Source organism: Prodigiosinella aquatilis, assembly GCA_030388725.1.
Lineage (GTDB): Bacteria > Pseudomonadota > Gammaproteobacteria > Enterobacterales > Enterobacteriaceae > Prodigiosinella > Prodigiosinella aquatilis.
Genome location: CP128857.1, coordinates 1,814,668 through 1,835,784 on the forward strand (window position 1 = coordinate 1,814,668; position 21,117 = coordinate 1,835,784).

Annotated in this window: 20 protein-coding genes, 1 tRNA gene and 4 pseudogenes; 8 read left to right on the forward strand and 17 right to left on the reverse strand. The window is 44.8% G+C overall.

Going from position 1 to position 21,117, the window contains the following annotated elements:
• Positions 1 to 123: 123 nt before the first annotated feature.
• Positions 124 to 375 carry a CopG family transcriptional regulator gene (locus PCO85_08455; GenBank protein WJV56036.1) on the reverse strand — a complete coding sequence of 84 codons (252 nt, stop codon included), beginning with the start codon at positions 373 to 375 and terminating at the stop codon, positions 124 to 126.
• A gap of 315 nt (positions 376 to 690) precedes the next feature.
• Between PCO85_08455 and PCO85_08460 the strand changes: the two genes are divergently transcribed.
• The 7 genes from PCO85_08460 to PCO85_08490 all read left to right on the forward strand — a co-directional run bounded on the left by PCO85_08460 (position 691) and on the right by PCO85_08490 (position 6,563).
• Positions 691 to 918: a hypothetical protein gene (locus PCO85_08460; protein WJV55407.1), complete on the forward strand. Its 228-nt coding sequence runs from the start codon at positions 691 to 693 to the stop codon at positions 916 to 918.
• A 204-nt stretch (positions 919 to 1,122) separates the two neighbouring features.
• On the forward strand, positions 1,123 to 1,596 hold the full coding sequence (locus PCO85_08465; GenBank protein ID WJV55408.1) for a hypothetical protein: 474 nt from the start codon (positions 1,123 to 1,125) through the stop codon (positions 1,594 to 1,596).
• 216 nt (positions 1,597 to 1,812) lie between these two features.
• Entirely contained in the window at positions 1,813 to 2,427 is a 615-nt protein-coding gene (locus PCO85_08470) for a GIY-YIG nuclease family protein (protein ID WJV55409.1), read from the forward strand.
• A gap of 512 nt (positions 2,428 to 2,939) precedes the next feature.
• On the forward strand, positions 2,940 to 3,956 hold the full coding sequence (locus tag PCO85_08475) for a Gfo/Idh/MocA family oxidoreductase (protein WJV55410.1): 1,017 nt from the start codon (positions 2,940 to 2,942) through the stop codon (positions 3,954 to 3,956).
• On the forward strand, positions 3,949 to 5,232 hold the full coding sequence (locus tag PCO85_08480) for a DegT/DnrJ/EryC1/StrS family aminotransferase (protein WJV55411.1): 1,284 nt from the start codon (positions 3,949 to 3,951) through the stop codon (positions 5,230 to 5,232). The genes PCO85_08475 and PCO85_08480 overlap by 8 nt, the downstream gene beginning before the upstream one ends.
• A gap of 1 nt (position 5,233) precedes the next feature.
• The gene (locus tag PCO85_08485; GenBank protein ID WJV55412.1) at positions 5,234 to 5,725 is read left to right on the forward strand and encodes an NUDIX hydrolase; all 492 of its coding nucleotides are present in this window, start codon (positions 5,234 to 5,236) and stop codon (positions 5,723 to 5,725) included.
• Positions 5,726 to 5,729: 4 nt separating this feature from the next.
• The gene (locus PCO85_08490) at positions 5,730 to 6,563 is read left to right on the forward strand and encodes an EamA family transporter (GenBank protein WJV55413.1); all 834 of its coding nucleotides are present in this window, start codon (positions 5,730 to 5,732) and stop codon (positions 6,561 to 6,563) included.
• A gap of 121 nt (positions 6,564 to 6,684) precedes the next feature.
• Here PCO85_08490 and PCO85_08495 read toward each other — a convergent pair.
• The 5 genes and pseudogenes from PCO85_08495 to PCO85_08515 form a co-directional block, all read right to left on the reverse strand.
• Positions 6,685 to 6,822: pseudogene (locus tag PCO85_08495) on the reverse strand (DUF927 domain-containing protein).
• Between the two features lie 32 nt (positions 6,823 to 6,854).
• Positions 6,855 to 7,064: pseudogene (locus tag PCO85_08500) on the reverse strand (integrase arm-type DNA-binding domain-containing protein).
• A gap of 284 nt (positions 7,065 to 7,348) precedes the next feature.
• Entirely contained in the window at positions 7,349 to 7,708 is a 360-nt protein-coding gene (locus PCO85_08505; protein ID WJV55414.1) for a hypothetical protein, read from the reverse strand.
• A gap of 46 nt (positions 7,709 to 7,754) precedes the next feature.
• On the reverse strand, positions 7,755 to 8,039 hold the full coding sequence (locus tag PCO85_08510) for a type II toxin-antitoxin system RelE/ParE family toxin (GenBank protein WJV55415.1): 285 nt from the start codon (positions 8,037 to 8,039) through the stop codon (positions 7,755 to 7,757).
• Positions 8,029 to 8,274, reverse strand: coding sequence for a CopG family ribbon-helix-helix protein (locus PCO85_08515; protein ID WJV55416.1), 246 nt, complete (start codon positions 8,272 to 8,274; stop codon positions 8,029 to 8,031). The genes PCO85_08510 and PCO85_08515 overlap by 11 nt, the downstream gene beginning before the upstream one ends.
• A gap of 367 nt (positions 8,275 to 8,641) precedes the next feature.
• Here PCO85_08515 and PCO85_08520 point away from each other — a divergent pair.
• A pseudogene (locus tag PCO85_08520) lies at positions 8,642 to 9,883 on the forward strand (IS110 family transposase).
• A gap of 103 nt (positions 9,884 to 9,986) precedes the next feature.
• On the opposite strand, the gene PCO85_08525 reads toward PCO85_08520, so the two are convergent.
• The 11 genes and pseudogenes from PCO85_08525 to PCO85_08575 all read right to left on the reverse strand — a co-directional run bounded on the left by PCO85_08525 (position 9,987) and on the right by PCO85_08575 (position 20,975).
• Complete coding sequence (locus PCO85_08525) at positions 9,987 to 10,343, reverse strand: DUF4440 domain-containing protein (protein ID WJV55417.1); 357 nt, start codon at positions 10,341 to 10,343, stop codon at positions 9,987 to 9,989.
• A gap of 343 nt (positions 10,344 to 10,686) precedes the next feature.
• Positions 10,687 to 11,604: a type I restriction enzyme HsdR N-terminal domain-containing protein gene (locus PCO85_08530; GenBank protein WJV55418.1), complete on the reverse strand. Its 918-nt coding sequence runs from the start codon at positions 11,602 to 11,604 to the stop codon at positions 10,687 to 10,689.
• Positions 11,605 to 12,585: 981 nt separating this feature from the next.
• On the reverse strand, positions 12,586 to 15,192 hold the full coding sequence (locus tag PCO85_08535) for a DUF927 domain-containing protein (protein ID WJV55419.1): 2,607 nt from the start codon (positions 15,190 to 15,192) through the stop codon (positions 12,586 to 12,588).
• Between the two features lie 156 nt (positions 15,193 to 15,348).
• Positions 15,349 to 15,546 (reverse strand): host cell division inhibitor Icd-like protein, encoded by a 198-nt coding sequence (locus tag PCO85_08540; protein WJV56037.1) that lies wholly within the window; start codon positions 15,544 to 15,546, stop codon positions 15,349 to 15,351.
• Positions 15,547 to 15,596: 50 nt separating this feature from the next.
• Positions 15,597 to 15,764: pseudogene (locus PCO85_08545) on the reverse strand (host cell division inhibitor Icd-like protein).
• A gap of 258 nt (positions 15,765 to 16,022) precedes the next feature.
• Positions 16,023 to 16,238, reverse strand: coding sequence for an AlpA family phage regulatory protein (locus PCO85_08550; protein WJV55420.1), 216 nt, complete (start codon positions 16,236 to 16,238; stop codon positions 16,023 to 16,025).
• Between the two features lie 105 nt (positions 16,239 to 16,343).
• Positions 16,344 to 17,228, reverse strand: a complete 885-nt coding sequence (locus PCO85_08555) for a hypothetical protein (GenBank protein WJV55421.1) — start codon at positions 17,226 to 17,228, stop codon at positions 16,344 to 16,346.
• 147 nt (positions 17,229 to 17,375) lie between these two features.
• Positions 17,376 to 18,626, reverse strand: a complete 1,251-nt coding sequence (locus PCO85_08560) for an integrase domain-containing protein (GenBank protein ID WJV55422.1) — start codon at positions 18,624 to 18,626, stop codon at positions 17,376 to 17,378.
• A 177-nt stretch (positions 18,627 to 18,803) separates the two neighbouring features.
• Positions 18,804 to 18,880, reverse strand: a tRNA-Pro gene (locus PCO85_08565).
• A gap of 78 nt (positions 18,881 to 18,958) precedes the next feature.
• On the reverse strand, positions 18,959 to 20,734 hold the full coding sequence (gene yejM / locus PCO85_08570; GenBank protein ID WJV55423.1) for an LPS biosynthesis-modulating metalloenzyme YejM: 1,776 nt from the start codon (positions 20,732 to 20,734) through the stop codon (positions 18,959 to 18,961).
• Positions 20,735 to 20,747: 13 nt separating this feature from the next.
• The gene (locus tag PCO85_08575) at positions 20,748 to 20,975 is read right to left on the reverse strand and encodes a YejL family protein (protein ID WJV55424.1); all 228 of its coding nucleotides are present in this window, start codon (positions 20,973 to 20,975) and stop codon (positions 20,748 to 20,750) included.
• Positions 20,976 to 21,117 lie beyond the last annotated feature (142 nt).

Here is a 21,117-nt window from a genome sequence, read left to right on the forward strand (position 1 = left end):
AATCTCTGGTATGCAAAGGGGCGGTTGGCCTGGCCTCAATATTAAATACAATACTCAGTTAGTAGAAAACCGCCCGAGAGAAATTCAATTTATTTTTCAATTGATTGATTTTAATTGTTTTTTCTATTGGATTTTCATCGTAGTCCCAATCGTAGTCTCATAAGGAAAGATGCCCTGGCGGCTGCATTCGCCATGTCTTGCCGTACCTAACTTTTTAAACAGGCTGTACATCTCATCTGGTGAGACAAAATCACCCGCATCGGCTTCTTTAATAGCTTGTTCAATCTCTGCAATCTGCCAGGCTTCCCGCGCAAGATAGTCTTCAATGGCTTGTCCGGCCAGAAAAGAGCGGGTACGTCCAGTAGCTTTAGCCAGCGCATCAAGCTACGCGGTGGTTTCATCATTCAATCGAACGGACATGACGCCCATGCTCCACCTCACTATATTGTGTATTTTGTATACATCGTAGTTACCAGGGGAAGGGAGGCAAGCGGTTACTCAATGGTATCTGGAATATCGTTCTCTATGCTGGTGTGAATTAGTCGCTGACCGTCTGTTAAGAGCGAGTTATAGACGTCAAAAGAACGGTGGATTCTATATGACGGAATTAGGTAGTAATCAGATGATTTAACTTGATTGCCCTTTTTGCTAGAATTACTCTGAGTTATCAATTAGTAGCCCGAGGTTTTTATGGACGAAAAATACAGAAGGTTTGTTGATGAAGTTGATTTTTCAAGGCAATTATTGGGAATAGGACTCACTTGTTTGAGGAAAGCAAACTTTGCAACTAGAGGGCTATATTTTCAAGCATTATCAGGAGTTAGTCTAGGGTTAGAGAGGTTTATGAAGCCTTGCCTTATGCTTGATGATTATAATCAAAATGGAAAATATACTTCACGAAAAGAATTAAAGAATTAAAGAATTAAAGAATTAAAGAATTAAAGAATTAAAGAATTAAAGAATTAAAGAATTAAAGAATTAAAGAATTAAAGAATTAAAGAATTAAAGAATTAAAGAATTAAAGAATTAAAGAATTATGGGCATGATTTAAATGTATTATTCGAGCTGGTAACAGGGAGAGTTAATTTTCCTTCTGGCTTACATGAAATTCATTATAGAGTTATGGAATTATTAACTGAATTCGCAAAATCATCAAGATATAGCAATGTTGACTTCATCACTAATAATCATGATAACGATCCAATGAAATATTGGTATAATGAAATAGATAAGAGAATTTACAATGAATTATTAACTGACAGACAAAGAAACGTAATCGATAAAAAATGTGAACTATATCGGAATATTGGCGAAATATTACCTAGCTTTGTGATGGGGTATTACGATGAAAATAGGAATCCTATAAACTCACCTGGGGAATTAAATTATTTACTCAAGAGAAGCGAGATGCTTGCTGGTTATCGGGTTCTTTTAGTTATTGAGATTATTGAATGTCTTTATAACATACTGAACTCAATGGCATCTCAAGCTAAAGATAATCACTTCCATCATTTGGAATTAGGACGTTTTTTTGCAACCATAATTTATGGTACGGATAGAGATAAAATCAATAGAAAAGATTTTAATAGGATGTGAGAACCTGATTCTTCATACGCGTGATTACCTCAACCTGATGCCAGTACACAAAGCACTGCTTTGAGCGAGATATAGACGTTGTGCATAATGCTTATTGGCATCTCTGAATCAGCTTTAGAGTTGTAGTGGCTATTAGAGCAAGGATCATCCATTTAGCAACATCTGTAGTAAACTATCGCCAAGAAAATAGATCTTTAGAAAAAGGAAAGTTTATCTATGGTTCCAGGTTATGTATATATTTTGGTCAATCCGAGCATGCCGGGATTGATTAAGGTCGGTCGAACACTACGTGATTCCCGTATGAGGGCACGTGAATTATCCTCTACAGGTGTTCCAACACCCTTTCAAGTGGCCTTCGAAATATTTGCCGAACAACATGAAACTCTGGAGGCTAGGGTACATCTGGAATTAACAGATTTTCGTGTTAATACGGCACGCGAGTTCTTTCGCTACCCGCTCGACAAAGCCATTGCGTTATTGATCAAATTAGCGGAACCAATCCAAAGTTCCGCGGAGCAATATGTAGCCGAAGATGTAACACAACGGCTTCGAGAAAAATATTCCATGTACCTACGTCCCGATATTGTAGCCGTAAGGGTTGTTCAGATGCCTGGACGTGTCTGGCTAGAGATTACGACCGAGAAAGAAACTGCTGGATATCTCATAGACCAGACAATCCAACGTACGGATCTAGCATTCATTGCTGACACAGATGAGGCCTTCTTTCGACCAGAAGATGATGTCCGCTTGAATGCGAATAAACTGGTGAATGACTACGATGTGTATTCTATCATCATGACTACGGATCTTTTTCATGATGAAGCATGCTAACAAATAGTGCGCGCGCATCAAGCGCAGAGACAATATGTCTAATGCGCTAGGCGTAACTCTAGTCCAGACTCATATTATGTAAATAACGTCCGTTTTAGAAACGGAGAGCTTGGAGGGTTTCGGGCAGCTTCGAGTGTGAAGCGGTCGTAGCCGCCAAAGATAGAATTGGCTGGGAGTAACTAGATTCTCAGTGGTGATTTGATAAAAAATTGTGACAAAAAATTTCTACTTCTTGTTTCTGTTACAACCGTGTTTTATCGGAAAATCTATTGATGAGACATAGCTACAGAACTATGTCTCAGGAGTGCACTTTACAAAGGGCTTAAATACTAGTTTGTGAGCAGGGTAGCTGTGTGTTAATGGTTAATTAATAGTGTCCATTTTAGAATGGGTAACTTTATTTAATGATAGCTATAAAAATGCATTATTTAAAAATGTAACATTACCTTAATTTTAATGAAGTAATTCTTCATTAATTTCACATTCCCAATAACTACACAAGGATGGATGGAATGGGAAGTATTGGAGTCGTGGGGCTAGGCAAACAAGCCGAAGAGTATATCAAAATAATAAAACAGATTCCCGGATGGGATATCACAGCCGTATGTGACCGTGATAAAGATATTTCTTCAAAAGTCTCTTCTCACCTAAATGCCGAATGTTATACCTCGATAGAGGAACTTGCAGCATCCAAAAAATGTGATATCTATCTTCTTTGCTTACCGCACAATCAGTATTTTAATGCAATGAGTCTTTTATCTTATCCGGGGTGTTATTTTATCAAAGAGAAGCCTTTTGCTATCGATCTTGGAGAAGCAGAAGATACTTACTCTATGTTAAAAATGACAGGAGCAAGTTGTGCTGTACTACTTAAAAGACGTTTTAATCCTGCTTATCAGGCTGCCAGTAATTTTATAAGTGAAGTCGGTAACATCTATTCCGCTGAATTCAGGTACACACTTTCTGTTGACCGACTCGATGAGGGATGGCGGGCCAGTAAGTGTGTATCAGGCGGTGGAGCAGTCATTGATATGGGATATCATCTAATAGACCTCATCGTATGGTATCTAGGTGAACCTGATTTTGTTACAGCAAAGATTAGCAAAATTGCCAAACCTGAGCAGCAGTATGACGTGGAGGATACTGCCCATATACTATTTGAATTTCCTTCGGCAACGTACAATGAGGATTTTATCTGCAATGCTGTGATATCGCGGTGCTATGGCAATAAAAATGAGGAGGTTAAGCTTATAGGAACTAATGGAATTATTATTGTCACACCTAAAGAGATGAAGCTCTTATCACATCAAGGTGTGCTTCTAAAACATATTAAAAATAATTTAAGCTCTGATGAAATCCTTAAAATACAAATATCTTCACTCTTGAATTCCCACCGTAACAGTGAGGTTGAAAATATTGAGCAACTTAAGCATCATTATATTATAGATGCAATATATAAATCAGGGGTGATAAAAACAAAATACAAGTATTCAAGAGATACTGAAAACAAGGAAATAACAAATGCATGATGATAAATTAAAAAAATTAGCTATTGAGGGTGGGGTTTCAGTTCTTGCTGATGGCTATGGAAAATTTGAATGGCCAATTATTGATGAAACAAGCGTTAACGCAGTGGTCAAACAACTTGGCGAGAGTATTTCTATTTATAATCGTTCAGGAGTGTTTGAAAGATTTGAAGATACGTTCTCCCGTTACCACGGGCGCAGTAAAGGACTCGTATTAAATTCAGGAACGTCTGCTCTATTTTCAGCCTTTGAAGGACTTGGGCTAGGACCAGGTGATGAAGTAATTTGCCCTGCTTATACCTTTTTTGCAACGGTGAGCCCAGTAGTTTATACAGGGGCTACTTTGGTATTCTGCGATGCAGATGAACGAGGAAATATTGATGCAAATAAGATTCCTGAGCTTATCACTGACAATACCCGAGCGATTGTAGTCACACATATGTGGGGTATGCCCTGTGACATGCCAGCGATTATTAAAATAGCTCAGCATCATCATATACCTGTGATAGAGGACTGCTCTCATGCACACGGTGCTGAAATTGGTGGACGAAAAGTGGGAAGTTTTGGTGAGATTGCAGCATGGAGTCTGCAGGGGCAAAAGATTGTGACTGGCGGTGAAGGAGGAATCCTATTGACAGATAACAACAACATCTATAACAGAGCTCTATTACAGGGGCATTATAACAAACGCTGCAGATCAGAAATCCCCAAAAATTATGAACTTTCAGAATTCAGCACATCAGGAATGGGTTTGAAGTTACGCGCTCATCCTCTTGCAATTGCGCTTGCTGAAGAGCAATTCACTCACCTCGATGCTTGGCTTAAAACTAAGCGTAAATTTGCCGCCGAAATCTCTGAAGTTTTGGCTGGTATCCCTTTTCTAAAGCTGCCAGTCTTTGATGATCGCCAACCGAGTTGGTATGCGTATGTAATGAATTACGATGCGAATGCAACCAATGGAGTATCATTGAACCAGTTTGTTACGGCGCTTCATGCTGAAGGCCTTTCAGAGGTTGATGTCCCTACCTCAACAGGTGTGATAGCGGATATGCCTTTATTCCGGAAAACGGAAAAAATTATGCCGCGACTTTACTCTAAACCGGCTGCAGAAATTCGCTCAGAATATAAAGGAGCTCAAAAATTTTTCTCATCCGCATTCAAGATCCCTGTATGGGCGCGAGAACAGGATAGAGAAATTATGCTTAGTTATGCCTTAGGTATTAAAAAAGTAGCGGAAGCCGTGGTGTCGAGACCTGAAATTTTTTTAGGAATAAAATAATATGATTGACAGAAAGCTTCTTAATAAACTGCTATCTTCATTGGAAGTTTCAGCAAAGCAGGATGGCGTCACGAAACATGTTGGTGGAGTAGTTCCTGTTATTGATGAAGGCATATTAATAATCAAGAGGGCAGTAAGCGAAGATTTTCTTGCTGATTATTGGGAGTTGCCGAGTGGCGGAAGAGAGGTATCAGACACCACCATATTCGATATTGCTGAAAGGGAGTTGTTGGAAGAAACAGGATTAAAAATAAATAATTTAATTCATTACCTCGGTTTTTTTGACTATGAGACTAAAACGAATAAAAAAGTAAGGCAGTGGAACTTTTTAGTGCAAGTTACAAATGACGTAATAACTCTTTGTCCAAATGAGCATGATGAATATCGTATACTAAAAAGCGAAAAGGATCTGCCAGCAGAGATGTTGATTTCAGCAGAGACTCGTAATGTGATCATTCAGTCGTTTAAATATATAGAAGAGCAGAAGATATAAAACCATGGATATCTGGATTCTAACGTCATTTTTAGCAGCAGTTTTCTCAGGCTTTGAAAAAATAACACATCGCTTTAATATGCTTAAAGTTAAAGATGTATATAGTTACACTATAATTTTCCAATTTTTATGTGCTGCTATTGTTTCTCCTGCTGTTGTTATGAATCCAGTGTTTCCAAACGTTGCTGAGATAAGAGCCTATGTATTCCTCATTCTGGCTGCTGCATGCTGGGCAGGCTTTTCATTGTTAACGTTTCATGCAGATAAATACCTGGAAGCATCCGTTAAATCAGGAATTTCCCGATTAAGATTAGTGTGGGCAAGTATAATAGGTTATTTGTTTTTCAATGAATATTTTTCTTTGTGGCAATTTGCAGGGGGGGGTCTCATTTGGGGATCTCCTTTTCTAGTATCAAAAATAAGAGGAAAAGGTACTGCTCTAGGTTTCATACTAGAAATTACTGCAAGTTTAATGATAGCATTTGCATTAACATTTGATAAAATATGTGCTGATTACTTCAATGAGCCAGTAATTGTTCTATTTTCTTTTTTTAATAGCGCCATTATTATTTCTTTAATACGAAAAGGCAGATTCAATTTTAAACTGGAGTTAATAAAAGTTGCGCTCCCAGCGTCATTATTTAGTGCTCTATGTTACTTACTTCTTATTTACTCACTTAAGTACGGAGAGATTTCTATGGTCATCTCGATTTATATGATCTCACCCGTACTGGTTACTTTTCTAGGGATTTATCTGTTAAAAGAAAAAGAAAAAGTAAGATTAAAGTTTTTTTCTGCTTTAGTTGCCACGATTGGTTGTTTATTCACTCTACGCTGATACAATTTCTTTGCTGAATACATTCAGCCAATTTTTAGCAAGTTTAGCATCCTCTTATGGTAAGGATGCAGGCAGTGGCCTGCTCCCCATTGAATAGCACTACAATTAATTAGCAACGTCCTGGCACAAAGCCGTCATTGTGGGCGGCGGCTTCGTTCACCAACCCCAGCGCGGTGGAATACCACGTCAGCTTAAGCATCTTGGGATCGCCATACACGGAGGATGCGATGGTGCCGGTAGTGGTCTTTCCGGCAGAGGAACTGCCAATGTGGATCGATGCCTTTGCTGATTACGCCGTTGCCCGGCTTCGGCCAAAGAAGCCGAAGGGAATGCGCCAAAGCTGATTAATGCACGTTTCTTCGTATCAGGGCGGTAATAGTTAAAGCGCCAGATCTTAGAGCCACTCGGTTTTACCAACAGATACAACGGCGTGTATTCCTTCTCGGCAGGTTTGGCGGCTTTGATCTCGGTATTGGTCAGTGGGGTAGTTATACGAGCCATCGTAGTTATACGCTTTTGTAGTTATATGGGACGGTATAACTAAACTTTCCGGCTGTAAACGGGGTATGCCAATAGATAACAGGCAACAAAAAACCCGCAAACTCAGTGAGAATGCGGGTTTTTGTGGCACGAGAGAAGTTGAATTTATAGGTTAACTATTTGTTTATATTATCTTGGTTGTGAGTTTGTTTTTTATCATATAACTAAACGTATAACTAAAACGAAAAGTCATCATGAGAAATAGTCTGCGCATGACAGTTGAGTTTCGCTTGATACGCTGATTTTTAGCGCTGGTTGTGCTGTAAATTTAATTTTGCTTTACGACGTTCTAATACCATCATTTTTCGGGTGTGTTGCCATAGAATCCCATCTAGTAACATAAACTCGCGCCACTCGGCTGTACCCAAAGAAAGCGATCTGTGCATCAACTCGCCTACACGTTCAGCAAGGATCAGGTTTCTTGCACGTAGCAATTGCAACGGCGTGAATCGTCCATTATCTCCAGCCAAAGGAAAGAATGCCTGGCGGCTGCGTTCCCCATGTTTCACTGCATTGGTGTTACCAACGGGAGCGCCTGCACCGATACGTTTCCCGCCCCAGCCAGATGATCTTGATTGTTGGTTATGTTTTTTGTTCTCTTTCATGGCTGCGTGGCGGTTAGTTGGTGGATGTGCGTTCGTTAAAGGTTGTTCACCATTTTGACGGTAAACGTCTGTGCGTATGAAAGACGCGCAGAATCTGGATCATATTATCTTTCACGCGGTAGGGGATGATGTAGGGATAGTGCGTTAACACCAGTTCACGCGTTCCAGGTACACGGCCAGGTCTTCCCATTGCTGGCTGTTGCGGTAGTAATTCCGTTAACCTTTGGACTTCATCTACGAATTGGCTGGCGGCTTGTGGATCGTCTTGTGCGATATACAGGTACTCGGCTTCCAAATTGGCCGCAGCTTTACGCAGCCATTTAATTTCCATGTCTTACCGTACCTAACTTTTTAAACAGATTATCCATCTCATCTGGTGAGATAAAATCACTTGCATCGGCTTCTTTAATGGCTTGTTCGATCTCTGCTATCTGCCAGGCTTCCCGCGCAAGATAGTCTTCAATGGCTTGTCCGGCCAGAAAAGAGCGGGTACGTCCCGTGGCTTTAGCCAGCGCATCAAGCTGCGCAGTTGTTTCATCATTTAAGCGAACGGACATGACGCCCATGCTGCCACCTCACTACATTGTGTGTTTTGTATACATTGTAGTGAGGTGGGGAGAGAGAGGCAAGTGGCTACTCAATGGTAGCTGGAATGTTGTTCTCTGTGCTGGTGTGATTTAATCGCTGATCGTCTGCAATGAGCGAGGTATAGTCATTCGCACCCTGAGAATTACACTTTGAAGTGATTCAGGGTATGCGCTTACTGGTTACGAATATTGAGCGAGAATCATGTGATGATCGCCGCTTTTCCTTCGAGCCAGTAAGTGCTCCACGTTCGCTAACGAATACTCAGGGCATGCAGATAAACTGCTGGCTATATTTCTTTCGAAGAGCGTGGAATGCATACCAATCCCCGATGAAAAGGAGTTGGTGATGACTGCGACTAATCAATTTGCTGCACATGTTGGTCTGGACTGGGCAGATAAAAAACACGATGTCTGTGTTCAGTTTAAAAACGGCGAACGCGCATTCCATGTAATTGAACATACAGCTGAAGCGCTTGATCTCTGGCTTACCGGGTTACACCAGAAGGTGAAGGGCAGGATCGCTATAGCTCTCGAACTGAAGAAAGGCCCCGTGGTGTATTCTCTTCAAAAATATCCATTTATTACCGTTTTCCCTGTCCATGCTTTGTCCCTGGCCCGTTACCGGCAAGCTTTCTCGCCCAGCGGCGCTAAAGATGACCCGCAGGATGCCGAGCTGGCATTAGAGTTAATGCTACGCTATCCCCAAAAGATAAAAGCCATTGAACCCGACAATGTGGATATACGGTTGCTCCAGCAATTGGTTGAGCAACGTCGTCAGCTGGTTGAAGATAAACGCCGCTTTGTGAATCGGATAATCAACACACTTAAACAATATTATCCTCAGCCCCTGGAGTGGTTCTCACACCGGGGGGGAGTTTACTGTTGTGTGAACTAATTACACGGTGGCCCAGTCTGCAACAACTGAAACGTGCCAGGCGCGACACGATCCGCAACTTTCTGAATGCCAAAGGTGGCCGTGCAATGGTCCTTACCGAGCAACGTGTTGCGAGTATTGATAACGCGATCCCATTGACTACAGACCCGAGTGTTATAGAGGCTAATGCTTTGATGGCAACAGCACTGGCGACACAAATTAAAGTCGTGAGTGAAATCATCAAAACCTATGATGAGCGAATCGAAACGCTGTTTGACACATTGCCAGATGCGGGGGCTGTTCAAATCACTTCCGGGCATGGGGCCGTGTATGGGCCCACGGATGCTTGCTGCACTTGGTGATAACCGTGACCGGTTTAACAGCGCTGAAGAAATTCAAAACTACGCAGGTATTGCACCGGTGACAGAACGAAGTGGCCAGAAATCCTGGGTTCACTGGCGATGGCAATGTGCTAAGTTTGTCAGGCAGACCTTTGTTGAATGGGCTGCGAAGACGGTTAACTCATCATACTGGGCCAGACTTTATTACCAGAGCCAGCGAGAAAAAGGGAAATCGCATCACTCAGCTATCCGGGCTCTGGCGTTTAAATGGATAAGGATCATTTACCGCTGCTGGAAGACTAGAACCCGCTACGACGAAGCGAAATATTTGCTGGCATTGGAAGAGCGACACTCGTCTTTACTTAGGCCATAAAAAGCTTGTCGAATGTCTCAGGGCGTGAAGCTGACATTGGCCTTTCATGCCTGTAAGAGATACCCACCGGGCTGGTGGTTTTTTTAGCGTATCATTGCCAAACTTATACCGCACCCGCCTCTGGTGTTCCCTGATGGAAAGCCAGCTCCCATTGCCCCCTGTCAGAATACACCCAGCAAGAAGAACGTAGGGATGCTCGGCTGCCGTCCGAATTAAACGTCTTGTAGTGCAGAATGGCGCAGTACTCTCCCATGCTGAGCAGCCGGAAATCACTGCTAAGAATGATCGTTGGACTTAATTCGCCAGCCAGAGATGCTATCGTCTCCGCGCGGTCAACTATTACACCTGACCGTGTAATTTCCCGAAATTCGGGATGCAATATCTGTTCAAGCCATTTCCGATCTTTCCGCCGGGCACCGTGAAGACTGCATTCAAGTGCTTTCAGCTTTTCCAAGAGCATTTTTCTCACCCTAATTGAACCCTGACAGTTGAATGAATTTATCATAATAGCCAAGGCTAATCTTTAATGCCCCCGAGAGGTAACCTCCGCTTTTGGCACAGGAGTACCAAAGGGCATCTATGAGCGAAAAGTGGAAGTTCGCAATTATCCTCACCACTGATAAGTGGCTTTACTTATAATGCAATGTATTAGCTAATGTAATGGGAGCTGAGCAGTGAATTATGAATGGATGCTGTAGTTCATATTTGGGAGCATATTACTGTAAAAAACCGGCTTACATCGGTTTAAACTCACACGCGAGAATCATTTACCAAAAATTTTATGCAAAATAAAAAATACCAATTCACTCCATTTCTCTTTTGGCTAACTCTTCCCATTCGTCGATGGAGTTATTATAAGGAAATACCTCTTTAACTATGAAAGGAATATAGCTTTCTTCAGCATTGTGATGTATTTCATTACTGATATTACTTGTGATCCCGAATTTTACGTCAGGGTCGTTTTCAGAGAAATTTATATGAAAAGGCTGTTGACCTAAAGCCTGTCTAATTTTACTTGCTTGTTCTGATGGAAGTACTTTAAGTAGTTGTTTAAATGTTTTTTTGTTAAAGTCCAGAGAAATGGCCATATCAATATCTCCGGGTATTGTAGATATGCACGTGTATGACCGTTCGCTCAATCGACTAATAAATTTAGTGTTTATAGCTGGGGCACTAAAAAAACCATCTTTAACCAAACCCATTTTTCGAATGTGAATTCCAAAATCAGGCGCATAATTCAAAACATCCGGATTAGCTTTAATATCTGGATTTAATATCCTAAATAATTTTTCCCAGTGATTATCAATGTCTTTTAAAGAAAATCTGAGTATTGGGTGGAGTTCCCGGATGCTATATAGAACAAATTCATTCCCATTGCACAAAGCATACATTTCCGCCCTTATTTCTGGATGTATAGCATAACTATAGGCTTGCTCAACGTGCATGCTTTTGGTTATTTTCTCATTAGGAGCCTTTGCATCAAGAATCCAATATGGTCGGTCGTTAGAAAGAAAAACATAATCCGGTACTATTGAAATCTTTCTTGGCTGTGAACCTATTGAGACAAATGGATGTGTAAGCGTTTTGCTCCTGATTACACGGCTATCTCCCGATGCTTTATAACCAAGAGCTTTAATAATTGGTAAAATCAACTCTTCTCTAACTGAATCCTCTTTAAATTCATCAGAGCTTAGTAGGTTAAAATCAAAATCATCAAACATATTACCCCCCCCACATGTATTTATTTGACAAAAGATGTGTAATTCACGTTATTCATTGCCATTGTAAATCACTATAGAATAAAAAGATAATTTCAAGTGGCGGTGTTATCTAATTTTTTTTGATTTATAGCACAAAAACCGACCCCTACAGGTTGTTTATTACGATAGTTAAAGCTGATCACATTTCGGCAGTCAGTCCAAGATGCTCTCTTCAACAAGGCCTAGGTTTGTTTACTGTCGATGAAGATAATTGTGTCCATAGCACGATGCTTTCAAGTGGTATGATCTGTTCCTCAATGATTCATGCAGTACGAACCTAGCAACTTCTGCTTCTGGCACATAGCAGGCCGTCGAACTTAGTCGATCTCCAGTAATGTTTCACTCTGTCATAGATCGAAATCGCCCCCAATCTGCCATTTTAAGCACATTCCCCATACCATTTCCCCGCCGCGCCGACTGCGCAAAAAACCTTAGCATTTCGATACATGCGTACCGACCAAAAAATTGATTTCAAATTGAATAAAATTAGGCGTGGTGCGGGTTGCAGCGAGGTACGCAGTTCGCACAGTAATGCGCACAACTGCGTACCATATTGTGCATTTTTCCATACTCGCTCTGTGTCGTTTTGCGCACTTTCTTGCTGGTAATGGTTTAACCCATCATGATTTTTGTCTGTGCAAATTCTTATAGATAAGCAAAAGTGGGTCGGTTCGATAGGTTCAGTCGGTTCACGTAGTCAACCGATTGATAGATAGGATAATTATTCCTAGAATTGAACCGACCTATGGGTAGGTTTACGCGGTGTGTAGGTCGGTTCATCAAGCCAGCCAGAAAAGGGGCGTTTGGTTAGGTCGGTTCAAAATGGCTAAAGTCGGTTCAGGGTCGGTTCACTATTCAAATAAAAATAACCATAAATCAATGTATTAAAATAATGAACCGACTGAACCTACCGAACCGACCTTATTTTACTTTACGCGTGATTTACTCTTCCTCGTCGTCGAGTGTCATGAGCACCACAAAGCGCGGTTGTTTGCCGTCGATGCGCAGAGATTTGCGTGTAATGCCTTTGGTCGGTTTATCCAGCATTCCGGCATCGGCTAACACCTGTGCAAACGCTGCGGCATTGGCACCAGTGGCAATTTCGTTATTGAACACGGCAGGGAAGGTGTGAAACACCAGCGTATCGGCTCCCGGTTTTTTCACCCGATAACCCGCCAGATCCTTGATAGGCAGATCACGGGGGTCAGGATTGGGATGCGGTAAATAACGGCTGTAGCCAAACTGGTGCAAAAAGGCGTCAGCCTGTTCTACCCAGGCTTTGGCTTCACGGTTGCCCATGCCAAATTCATTTACCCAGGCATAGAAGCTATGTTGCAGTGCATCGTGGCATTCTTGCGCCGTCCAGCCGGTAAAAGAGGCTGAGAGCAACAAAGCGGCTTCCAGTACGGCAAAACGTGATGCCACACGCCGAACTTGTTCGCTGGCATCATCGGGTAAGAGTGACAACCAGCGTCGCTCTGTTTCGCGGTAGGTTGCCTGCGCATTTTCTTTCTGGCTGGTAAGGTAGGCGATCCACGCCCGACCAACTGCGCCATAATGGGCGTTGCTGGCATCCCGGATCGCGTCAGCATGGGCTTTGCCATCCTGATAGCCATGAAATACCGTCGCTTTGGTGATCGGGACATTCAGCAAGCGCACCAATTGACCGGCATTCACCCGCCCGCCGTCAGCGCGGATATAGCTTTCCAGGTCGATTTCACCGGTACTGAACGCCATTGCCCGCCAGCGTTTTAGCTCTCGGTTGCCGCCTTCTCTGGCTCCCTGAATCTTACCTACGCCGTTAAACAGCGCATAGGCGGCATCGGCCACGGCTTTGCGATTGCTGCCTTGCCCGATTTCATCCAGCGGCATAAAGCCGTCATTATGGGAGGCGGCTTCGTTCACCAGCCCCAGCGCGGTGGAGTACCACGTCAGTTTAAGCGCATTAGGATCGCCATAGACGGAAGAGGCGATATCGCCGGTGGTGGTTTTGCCCGCAGACGAACCGCCAAACAGATGGACGCCGAACCCATCCGCGTTTACCAGCCCGATGAGGGGCGCAGCAAAGGCGCAGGCGATCCCCAGCATCATGGAGGGATTACCCTGTGCCAATGCTACGACGTTTTCGCGCCAACTTTGCGCCGTTCCGCTGGTGGCATAACCTTTAGCCGCGCCCGATTTACCGTTGAACAAGACGGGAATGCTTGGTGTACCGATAACAGAACCGTCCGGCATCAGGTAAGCGCCATGCTGCCAACCAGTGGCGCTGGCGATTGCCCAGCGACAACCCGCATGACTACGACATAAATGATCGGCCAGTATTGCCCGTAATCCGCCTTTGGCCGTGACTGCCAGCCCACCTGCACGTAATCGCGCCCAGCCTTCACGTTCGCTGATATCTCGCATTGGAAGGGCTTCGGTACGGGATTGGTTCTCACCGCTTGGCGTCCAGCTTAAAACCAGATAACGCTCTGATTCATCCGATCCGATACCTGCTACCGTAATAGGGTCAGATAGCCAGCTTTCACGCTCGATAATGTCGCCGCTGTCGCGATTCGTTTTCGGCTCTACCCAATACAGTCCACCATGACGAATATCTGCGTAAGGTTTTAAGGGGGAATCGAAAGACGGCTGCTGTTTTTGTCCTGGCTGATAAAGTGAGGCGGCAAAGGCCGATATGGATACCGCCACGCCATGCTGCTGGTAGTAATCATTCCAGTCAGCTTTTTCAGTTGTCGGCGGGAGCGCCACCCAACCGTTTACCGCCAGTGCCGCTTTTTCAGCCGCGATTTTTCCGGTGTTACTACCATCAGGTTTGTTGTCATTATCCGCAGCAAGGATGATTTTGGCGTCCGGCCAGACAGCACGACAAGACCGCGCAACGTGGATCAGATTACCGCTGTCTAACGCGCTGATAGCGACACCTTGCATCAGTAACGATGTCGTAAGCGCCGTGGCGTATCCTTCGGCAATGATCACCGTGTCTGTGTGTTCGGGTAGGGTACTAACGGGAATGAATGTGCCTTTCTTGCGGCTACCGGCAATCAGCTTTTTCTCACCATTGGGTTTGATAAGCTGTGCGCCGGTTGTGGTGCTGTCCATGTTTTGCAGTATCAGCAACAGGGAACCATCATCCAGCAGTAGCGAGGGGCGTTGCAGCCCCTTATTCAGCAGATAGTCAGACTGGCCTGATACCGCCTTCTCCACCAGCGAATTTACCCGTTCGGTAATCAGACGATTATCAGGCTTTTCACTGGCGGGCATAACGACCGGCAACGGAAGCGCTAGTACCTCGGCGACCTGTTCCGCAGCTTGCCTCGCGCCACACTTGTTCACCTTCATTACCAGATCCAGCCCGGTTCCTGCGCCGCAATGAGAACAAAAATAGGTGCCACGGCCTTCTTTATCGTCAAAACGGTAGCGGGTATTCCCGCCACAGTTGGGGCATTCACTTTCCTGCCGATTGGTCGGGATGCCTAAGCGCTGCAAAATTCCCTCCCAATGGCCGTTGGCTTTTGCCCGCACGTCTTGAATAAACGTGTTGCTCATGCGTCTTCGTCCTCCTGCGCACGGTGGAGCGCATCAAGCCGTTCGGCAAGAATGAACATCAGGATCTCTTTTGCCTGCGGTTCCCTTAATTCCACGATGGCATAAGCTAACGCACGACACTGATCGATCAGTTCTTCCTGTTCCAGCGGTGTGTTATCAAACATGGCGCACCTCCTGAACGGGAAGGCGACCAGCAAAGAACAGAATAAAATCAGGCTCAAAATGCTGACGAGCGGATCGCTCATTTGGGGCAATAATGGCTTTACGGTGCGGTTTTTCGTGCGGCGTTCTGCGGTAGACAGCCAGAAAGAGAAAGGTGAAATTAGGGTGAGACGGGGTAGGGGTAGCAACCATAGCGGCGGCCTCTCGTACGGGTTTGAAAACCTCACCACACCGCTGTCAATCGGGGTGGTGAGACGTAACAGGGTTGACAGACCGGCGTACAAGAAACCGGCGAGCCCGAAGGCTCCCCCATTACGCCCCACCATAATTTGGGCATAACATGGTTTACGGACGTAAAAAAACCGCATGAAACTAAAGCGGTCGTCCGCTTGTACATTCAGGCTGTCAAACCTGGTCGCCGATTTTGCGGCAACAGCGAAACGATAAGCCAGATGCCCCGCCAGCGTCAATACGTTTTGTATTGGTTTTGCTAAGCGTTGCGCATTTTCCTGAGTGGTAGAAATAGATTCGCCATTGTGTATAAAAAGGGCTATTCCCTGATTTTGGGCGTAACAATGCCCGTTCCAGCCAGCGCCAGATTTTTGGATCATCATATTTTTTTGATTCCGATATGCCGCTATCGCGGCAATAAAAATGAAGGTGTCGGTTTATGCGGTTTCGGTTTGCTGGTCACGTTCGGCAATGCGTTGCCTTAACCAATCGCTAACTTCATCCTCGAACCAGCCTACGCGCCGTAAGCCGACCCGAAACCCTTTGGGGAATTCTCCGGCATTGATCATTTCCTGAAAGCTGCTGTCCGAGCTAACGCGCAGAATGGCTTTCACTTCTTTCTTTAACAGGATTTTTCTGTCTAACAGATTCATAGCGATATACCTCATCAATGACCGGTCGTATCCGGTCGATGAGGCTATTCAATAACAGAGTGAGGGAATTGGCATCGCAACGAAAAATCGATTTTCGCTGCAAACTTAACAGTTTGATTTATAATATTTATTTGCTTCTGAAAAGTAATTATCCAGAGTACGGTTTTTGATGTTCTCCGTATTCTCGACTATTTCTAGCTTCAGGCTATCTTGTGTCCATCTTTTTGATTTGGTCGATGTATTTTTTAGTGCATCAATAATCGCGCCAATAACGAAAAGACTTTCATTCAGATCGAGGTCGGTATATTCATCCAACTGCTGCTTTTCAAATTGTTCAATATTTACGCGACGAAATACAAATTCGACATCACGTAATCCATCTGCGGGATAAAACGATGAGTGATAATTATCTGGTGTTACGAATTCTTTTCTTTTTTCATCAAATAATCTTAGCTTTCCTGCGTCATCCATTTTGTATCCAACAGCTTTCTCAATGAAAGGTTCGACTATGCTGATATATCGTTCGTCATCAATTAAAAATGGTCCATCCAGATTAATAAAGGTTGCTGGCTCCCTTCCTTGGTGAATAGAACAAAGGTGCAAAACATCCAATACTTCAGCCCCTATCATCGGTAGATCATAGATGCCTGTTTCAAGGCGAAACACTTCCCCATATCGAGACATGCGTATAGGCATCCTATTTGATATTGCCTCAAGTGCATCATCCAACACATGAGGATTTTCCTTAAGCATTCCTTTCTCTAATAAGAATTTGTTAAACCCTGCTAAAAGATCTTTGCTAAGAGGGCTCTTTTTTTCAGCCCACATACCATAGCGATTTTTTTCTATTAGCGCTGAAATGATGATGTGGCCATCAAGTGCAAGTTGAAGACAGTCTGCAATGGATACTTCTTCCTGAAAGCTGGTGGTCAGTCTGCGGGCGGTTTCTTCTAATGTTAACCACTCTTTGAGCTTAAACAGCTTTTTCATGATGCTCCCTATCAGTGAGTCTTGTGCCAGTTGGCGGAGAAAAACATTCAGGTATGGGGTTCTCGGTTCTGCCTGTTTTCACCGGATAACCACATTTTAGGAGGGCAACTAACAGGAATCAATAATTAACTGTATATAAATACAGTATTAGCTATTGGCGATGCGTAATCCTCTGGCTCCTTCCGATGCCATCACTTTTCCTGTTGCGGCTGTTTCCACAAATTCACCCCACCAGCACATCAACACCTTGCGTTGTTCCAGATAGGTGGAGCGGTTATAGGCGCGGCGTACTTCGTTGGTGTCTACGTGGGCGAGAGCGGCTTCGATCACATCTGGCGGGAACCCTTCTTCATTGGCGGCGGTACTGAATATGGCGCGTAGACCGTGGGATACCAGTACGCTTTTGTAACCCATACGGCGCAATGCGGCGTTAGCGGTTTGGCTGTTCATCGGCTGCTTGGGATCTTTACTGGATGGAAACAGGTATTCACGGTGTCCGCTGATGGGCTTCATGGCGTCCAGAATGGCTAACGCCTGCGGGGGCAGGGGAATAATGTGGTCACGGCGCATCTTCATGCGGCCTGCGGGGATCGTCCAGGTTTTATCTGTCAGGTTTATCTCGCTCCAGCGGGTTTCAGCGGCTTCGGCGGGACGGGTAACAGTGAGTAGCTGCCATTCAATCAATAAGCGGGTCTGTAACTCAATGCTGGCGACCGATAGCGTTTTCATCAAGCCAGGTAATGCCTCTGGCCGAATAGTTGGCATATGGTTTTTCACCGGCGTCTGAAAGGCTTTGCGGATCTTGGCGGCGGGGTTAGCAGGAATCAGCCCGGAGTTAACCGCATAATCCATCACCTCGTTGATTCGCTGGCTTACCCGTTTGACAGTTTCCAGTTTGCCGCTGGCCTGTATCGGTTCCAGCGCGGTGATGAAGTGACGAGCAGTAAGTTGGCTGATCGGTAGGGTTCCGATGAACGGGAACACGTATTTTTCCAGCGAACGCCAGATATCTTTAATGGTGTTCTCGGCCAGCGGTTGAGACTTTTTTAATTCATACCAGTCAGCGGAGACTTTGGCGAACGTGTTTAGGTTGATGGCTTGCTTTTGTTCGCGCTGCTGTTGCTGATGGAATTGTGGATCGATGCCTTTACTTATCAGCGCTTTTGCCGCTTCACGCCGTTGTCGGGCTTCGGCCAAAGAAACAGCAGGGAATGAACCAAAGCTGATTAATGCACGTTTCTTTGTATCGGGGCGGTAATAGTTAAAACGCCAGATTTTAGAACCGCTCGGTTTCACCAGCAGATACAACCCATCTCCGTCCTGTAGCGTGTATTCCTTCTCGGCAGGTTTGGCGGCTTTGATCTCGGTATTGGTCAGTGGGGTAGTTATACGAGCCATCGTAGTTATACGCTTTTGTAGTTATATGGGATGGTATAACTAAGCGTATAACTAAACTTTCCGGCTGTAAACGGGGTATGCCGAGAGATAACAGGCAACAAAAAACCCGCAAACTCAGTGAGAATGCGGGTTTTTGTGGGGTTTCCGGTAGTGAACGAGACTAACCGAATATATATTTGGTCGGCACGAGAGGATTTGAACCTCCGACCCCTGACACCCCATGACAGTGCGCTACCAGGCTGCGCTACGTGCCGACGCTGTGGGGGCATATACTACCGTTTCTCGCTTTGATTGCAATAGCCTTACGAAACGACTGCTTTAGATTTAGGCAGTTAGTCAGCAATAAATCGCCGTTCGTCGGTCAATACCTGCAATAACAGATCCAACTGCGGTTTTTCATTCAATAATTCATGACCTTCCTGATTATAAGCCCGGTAATTGCCGTGACTCCCGAGTTCAATAATCTGTTTTGGTGTGGTAATGATCAAATCACTCCCATCACCGTTGACCAGCCAGTTATCTCGTCGCTCTGCTGTAAACAGGTCTTCTCCCTGTGAGTAATCGCTGGATGGCGTTTTTACATGTAGCAGACGTTGCATCAATGTGGTCATAACGTCTTTGTTATCCGTCATTTTGTTGATGGTCTGTGCGGGTGTGCCAGGCCAGTGAATGACCAGCGGAACCTGCCACAACGAGCGTTTCATCGGCGTCGGCGAGTTATCGCCTGGGCGTTGGGCATTTCCTTGTTCAGCCGTGATAACCACCACGGTTTTATCCAGCATATTTTTGTCACGCAGCACACTGATGATCCGTTCAATTTGCTGGTCCACGCGCTGATTACCCTGAAGGTAGAGGCGTTGTTGTTCCGCAGCTGGGCTTTTAGACGTAGTTGCCTGCCAACTGGTGTGGTTTAGCTCAATGAATGAGAACCACGGTTCGGTTGTGCCGGCGCGACTGTCCAGCCATTTTTGCCATTGCGTGGTGATGATTTCATCACTTTGCGCATCTGGCGTTGGCAGTGAGAAGTCAGCCAGAAGTGCTTGTCGGTAAAGAGGACTGTCGAATCCACTGGCAGAAAACAGACCGAACTGATAACCCTGCTGACTTAACGCGGTAATCAGCGCAGAGGGCTTACTGCTGTTGAGAACACTGTCTATATAGGTGGAGGAGATACCATAGAACAGGTTGAACAACCCACTGTCCTGCTGCATACCGGCACTGTAATGGTCACTGAACCGAATATTTTCAGACGCAAAACGGGTCAGGTTAGGCATAGCATGTGGCGTATTCTGATCAGGAATACTGTCTACCATTACCATTAACAGGTTATAGCCACTGCCGGCATCACTAAAGGCGATGTCGCTCAGTGGATATTCCACCGAAACTGCTTCGGGATTACCTTGTCGCAGCAGTCTGCGCTGATATTCCTGTGCGTTGAGCAGACCGTGTTTCTCCAGAAAACGGCGTGCAGTCATCGGGTAAGAAAGCGGTAAGTTAGAGCGCTGCATGGTTATCGGGCGATAGAAATTGGCATCAGCCCAGATGTACATTAGATGCGAGGCACAAAACGAAATGATAAAAATACCCACCAGCGGTTTGGCAAAATGATGACGTCGATTCAGGCTACGCAATTTTTGCCAGCACCAAGTACCAAACAGCATCTCCACCATAAATATGACGGGCACCCCAATAAACATCAATTGCCAGTCACGGACCATCTCGCTCTGGTTGGGGTTGGTTACCAGTTCCCATACAGTGGGATTAAGGTGCAGGTGGAAACGAGTAAAAACAGCAGCATCGACGATGAGCAGTGTGAGTCCCGTCGTTGCTATCGCCGCTGATAAAAACCGCAACAATCGTTGCGACATAACGACAAATGTCAGAGGGAAAATAATCAGCAGATACGCGGAAAAACCAATAAAACTAAAGTGTCCAAGCCAACTGACCAGCGCATAAAGACGCCCGGTCAGTGATGATGGCCAGTCGGTAACAAACAGATAACGGCTACCTAGCCCGAGGCTGAGGAGAATGTTAAACAAGGCAAACCAGTGTCCCCAGCTGATCATCTGGGAAACTTTTTCGCGGTAGCGCTGGCGGTTGGTTACCATATACAGGTCAAAATCAATGTGTTTTATCTGCTGTTACTGAAGCTTGTAGTGCTTCAGCGAAAGAGCGGGCCAGCACCTGACGTTGTGCCGGGGCCACGCTAGTGTTAATCAGGTTGGTCACCATGTTTCCCAACACCATCAATGCGAGATCGGTTGGTGTGCGGCGGTTTTCCAGAACCTTGACCAAGTCTGATAGTAACTGTTCAACTTGCTCGTCACTATAACGGGATGATTGTGGCATAAAATGGTGCTTCTTAAGCGACTAAAGTCGAACATATTACCGTATAAGAGCGTCTTTTTCCGCACTTTTATCATTTCGGCCCGTGGATGCGTTATCTCTGTGTGGTAGTGGCTTTTGGTTGCAGCGAGGATACTTAGGTGCT

Bases quoted from the DNA above. Each gene is read 5' to 3' on its own strand.
- PCO85_08460 (WJV55407.1), top strand. From the start codon at position 691: ATGGACGAAAAATACAGAAGGTTTGTTGATGAAGTTGATTTTTCAAGG.
- PCO85_08465 (WJV55408.1), top strand. From the start codon at position 1,123: ATGGAATTATTAACTGAATTCGCAAAATCATCAAGATATAGCAATGTT.
- PCO85_08470 (WJV55409.1), top strand. From the start codon at position 1,813: ATGGTTCCAGGTTATGTATATATTTTGGTCAATCCGAGCATGCCGGGA.
- PCO85_08475 (WJV55410.1), top strand. From the start codon at position 2,940: ATGGGAAGTATTGGAGTCGTGGGGCTAGGCAAACAAGCCGAAGAGTAT.
- PCO85_08480 (WJV55411.1), top strand. From the start codon at position 3,949: ATGCATGATGATAAATTAAAAAAATTAGCTATTGAGGGTGGGGTTTCA.
- PCO85_08485 (WJV55412.1), top strand. From the start codon at position 5,234: ATGATTGACAGAAAGCTTCTTAATAAACTGCTATCTTCATTGGAAGTT.
- PCO85_08490 (WJV55413.1), top strand. From the start codon at position 5,730: ATGGATATCTGGATTCTAACGTCATTTTTAGCAGCAGTTTTCTCAGGC.
- PCO85_08505 (WJV55414.1), bottom strand. From the start codon at position 7,708: ATGAAAGAGAACAAAAAACATAACCAACAATCAAGATCATCTGGCTGG.
- PCO85_08510 (WJV55415.1), bottom strand. From the start codon at position 8,039: ATGGAAATTAAATGGCTGCGTAAAGCTGCGGCCAATTTGGAAGCCGAG.
- PCO85_08515 (WJV55416.1), bottom strand. From the start codon at position 8,274: ATGGGCGTCATGTCCGTTCGCTTAAATGATGAAACAACTGCGCAGCTT.
- PCO85_08525 (WJV55417.1), bottom strand. From the start codon at position 10,343: ATGCTCTTGGAAAAGCTGAAAGCACTTGAATGCAGTCTTCACGGTGCC.
- PCO85_08530 (WJV55418.1), bottom strand. From the start codon at position 11,604: ATGTTTGATGATTTTGATTTTAACCTACTAAGCTCTGATGAATTTAAA.
- PCO85_08535 (WJV55419.1), bottom strand. From the start codon at position 15,192: ATGAGCAACACGTTTATTCAAGACGTGCGGGCAAAAGCCAACGGCCAT.
- PCO85_08540 (WJV56037.1), bottom strand. From the start codon at position 15,546: ATGGTTGCTACCCCTACCCCGTCTCACCCTAATTTCACCTTTCTCTTT.
- PCO85_08550 (WJV55420.1), bottom strand. From the start codon at position 16,238: ATGAATCTGTTAGACAGAAAAATCCTGTTAAAGAAAGAAGTGAAAGCC.
- PCO85_08555 (WJV55421.1), bottom strand. From the start codon at position 17,228: ATGAAAAAGCTGTTTAAGCTCAAAGAGTGGTTAACATTAGAAGAAACC.
- PCO85_08560 (WJV55422.1), bottom strand. From the start codon at position 18,626: ATGGCTCGTATAACTACCCCACTGACCAATACCGAGATCAAAGCCGCC.
- yejM (WJV55423.1), bottom strand. From the start codon at position 20,734: ATGGTAACCAACCGCCAGCGCTACCGCGAAAAAGTTTCCCAGATGATC.
- PCO85_08575 (WJV55424.1), bottom strand. From the start codon at position 20,975: ATGCCACAATCATCCCGTTATAGTGACGAGCAAGTTGAACAGTTACTA.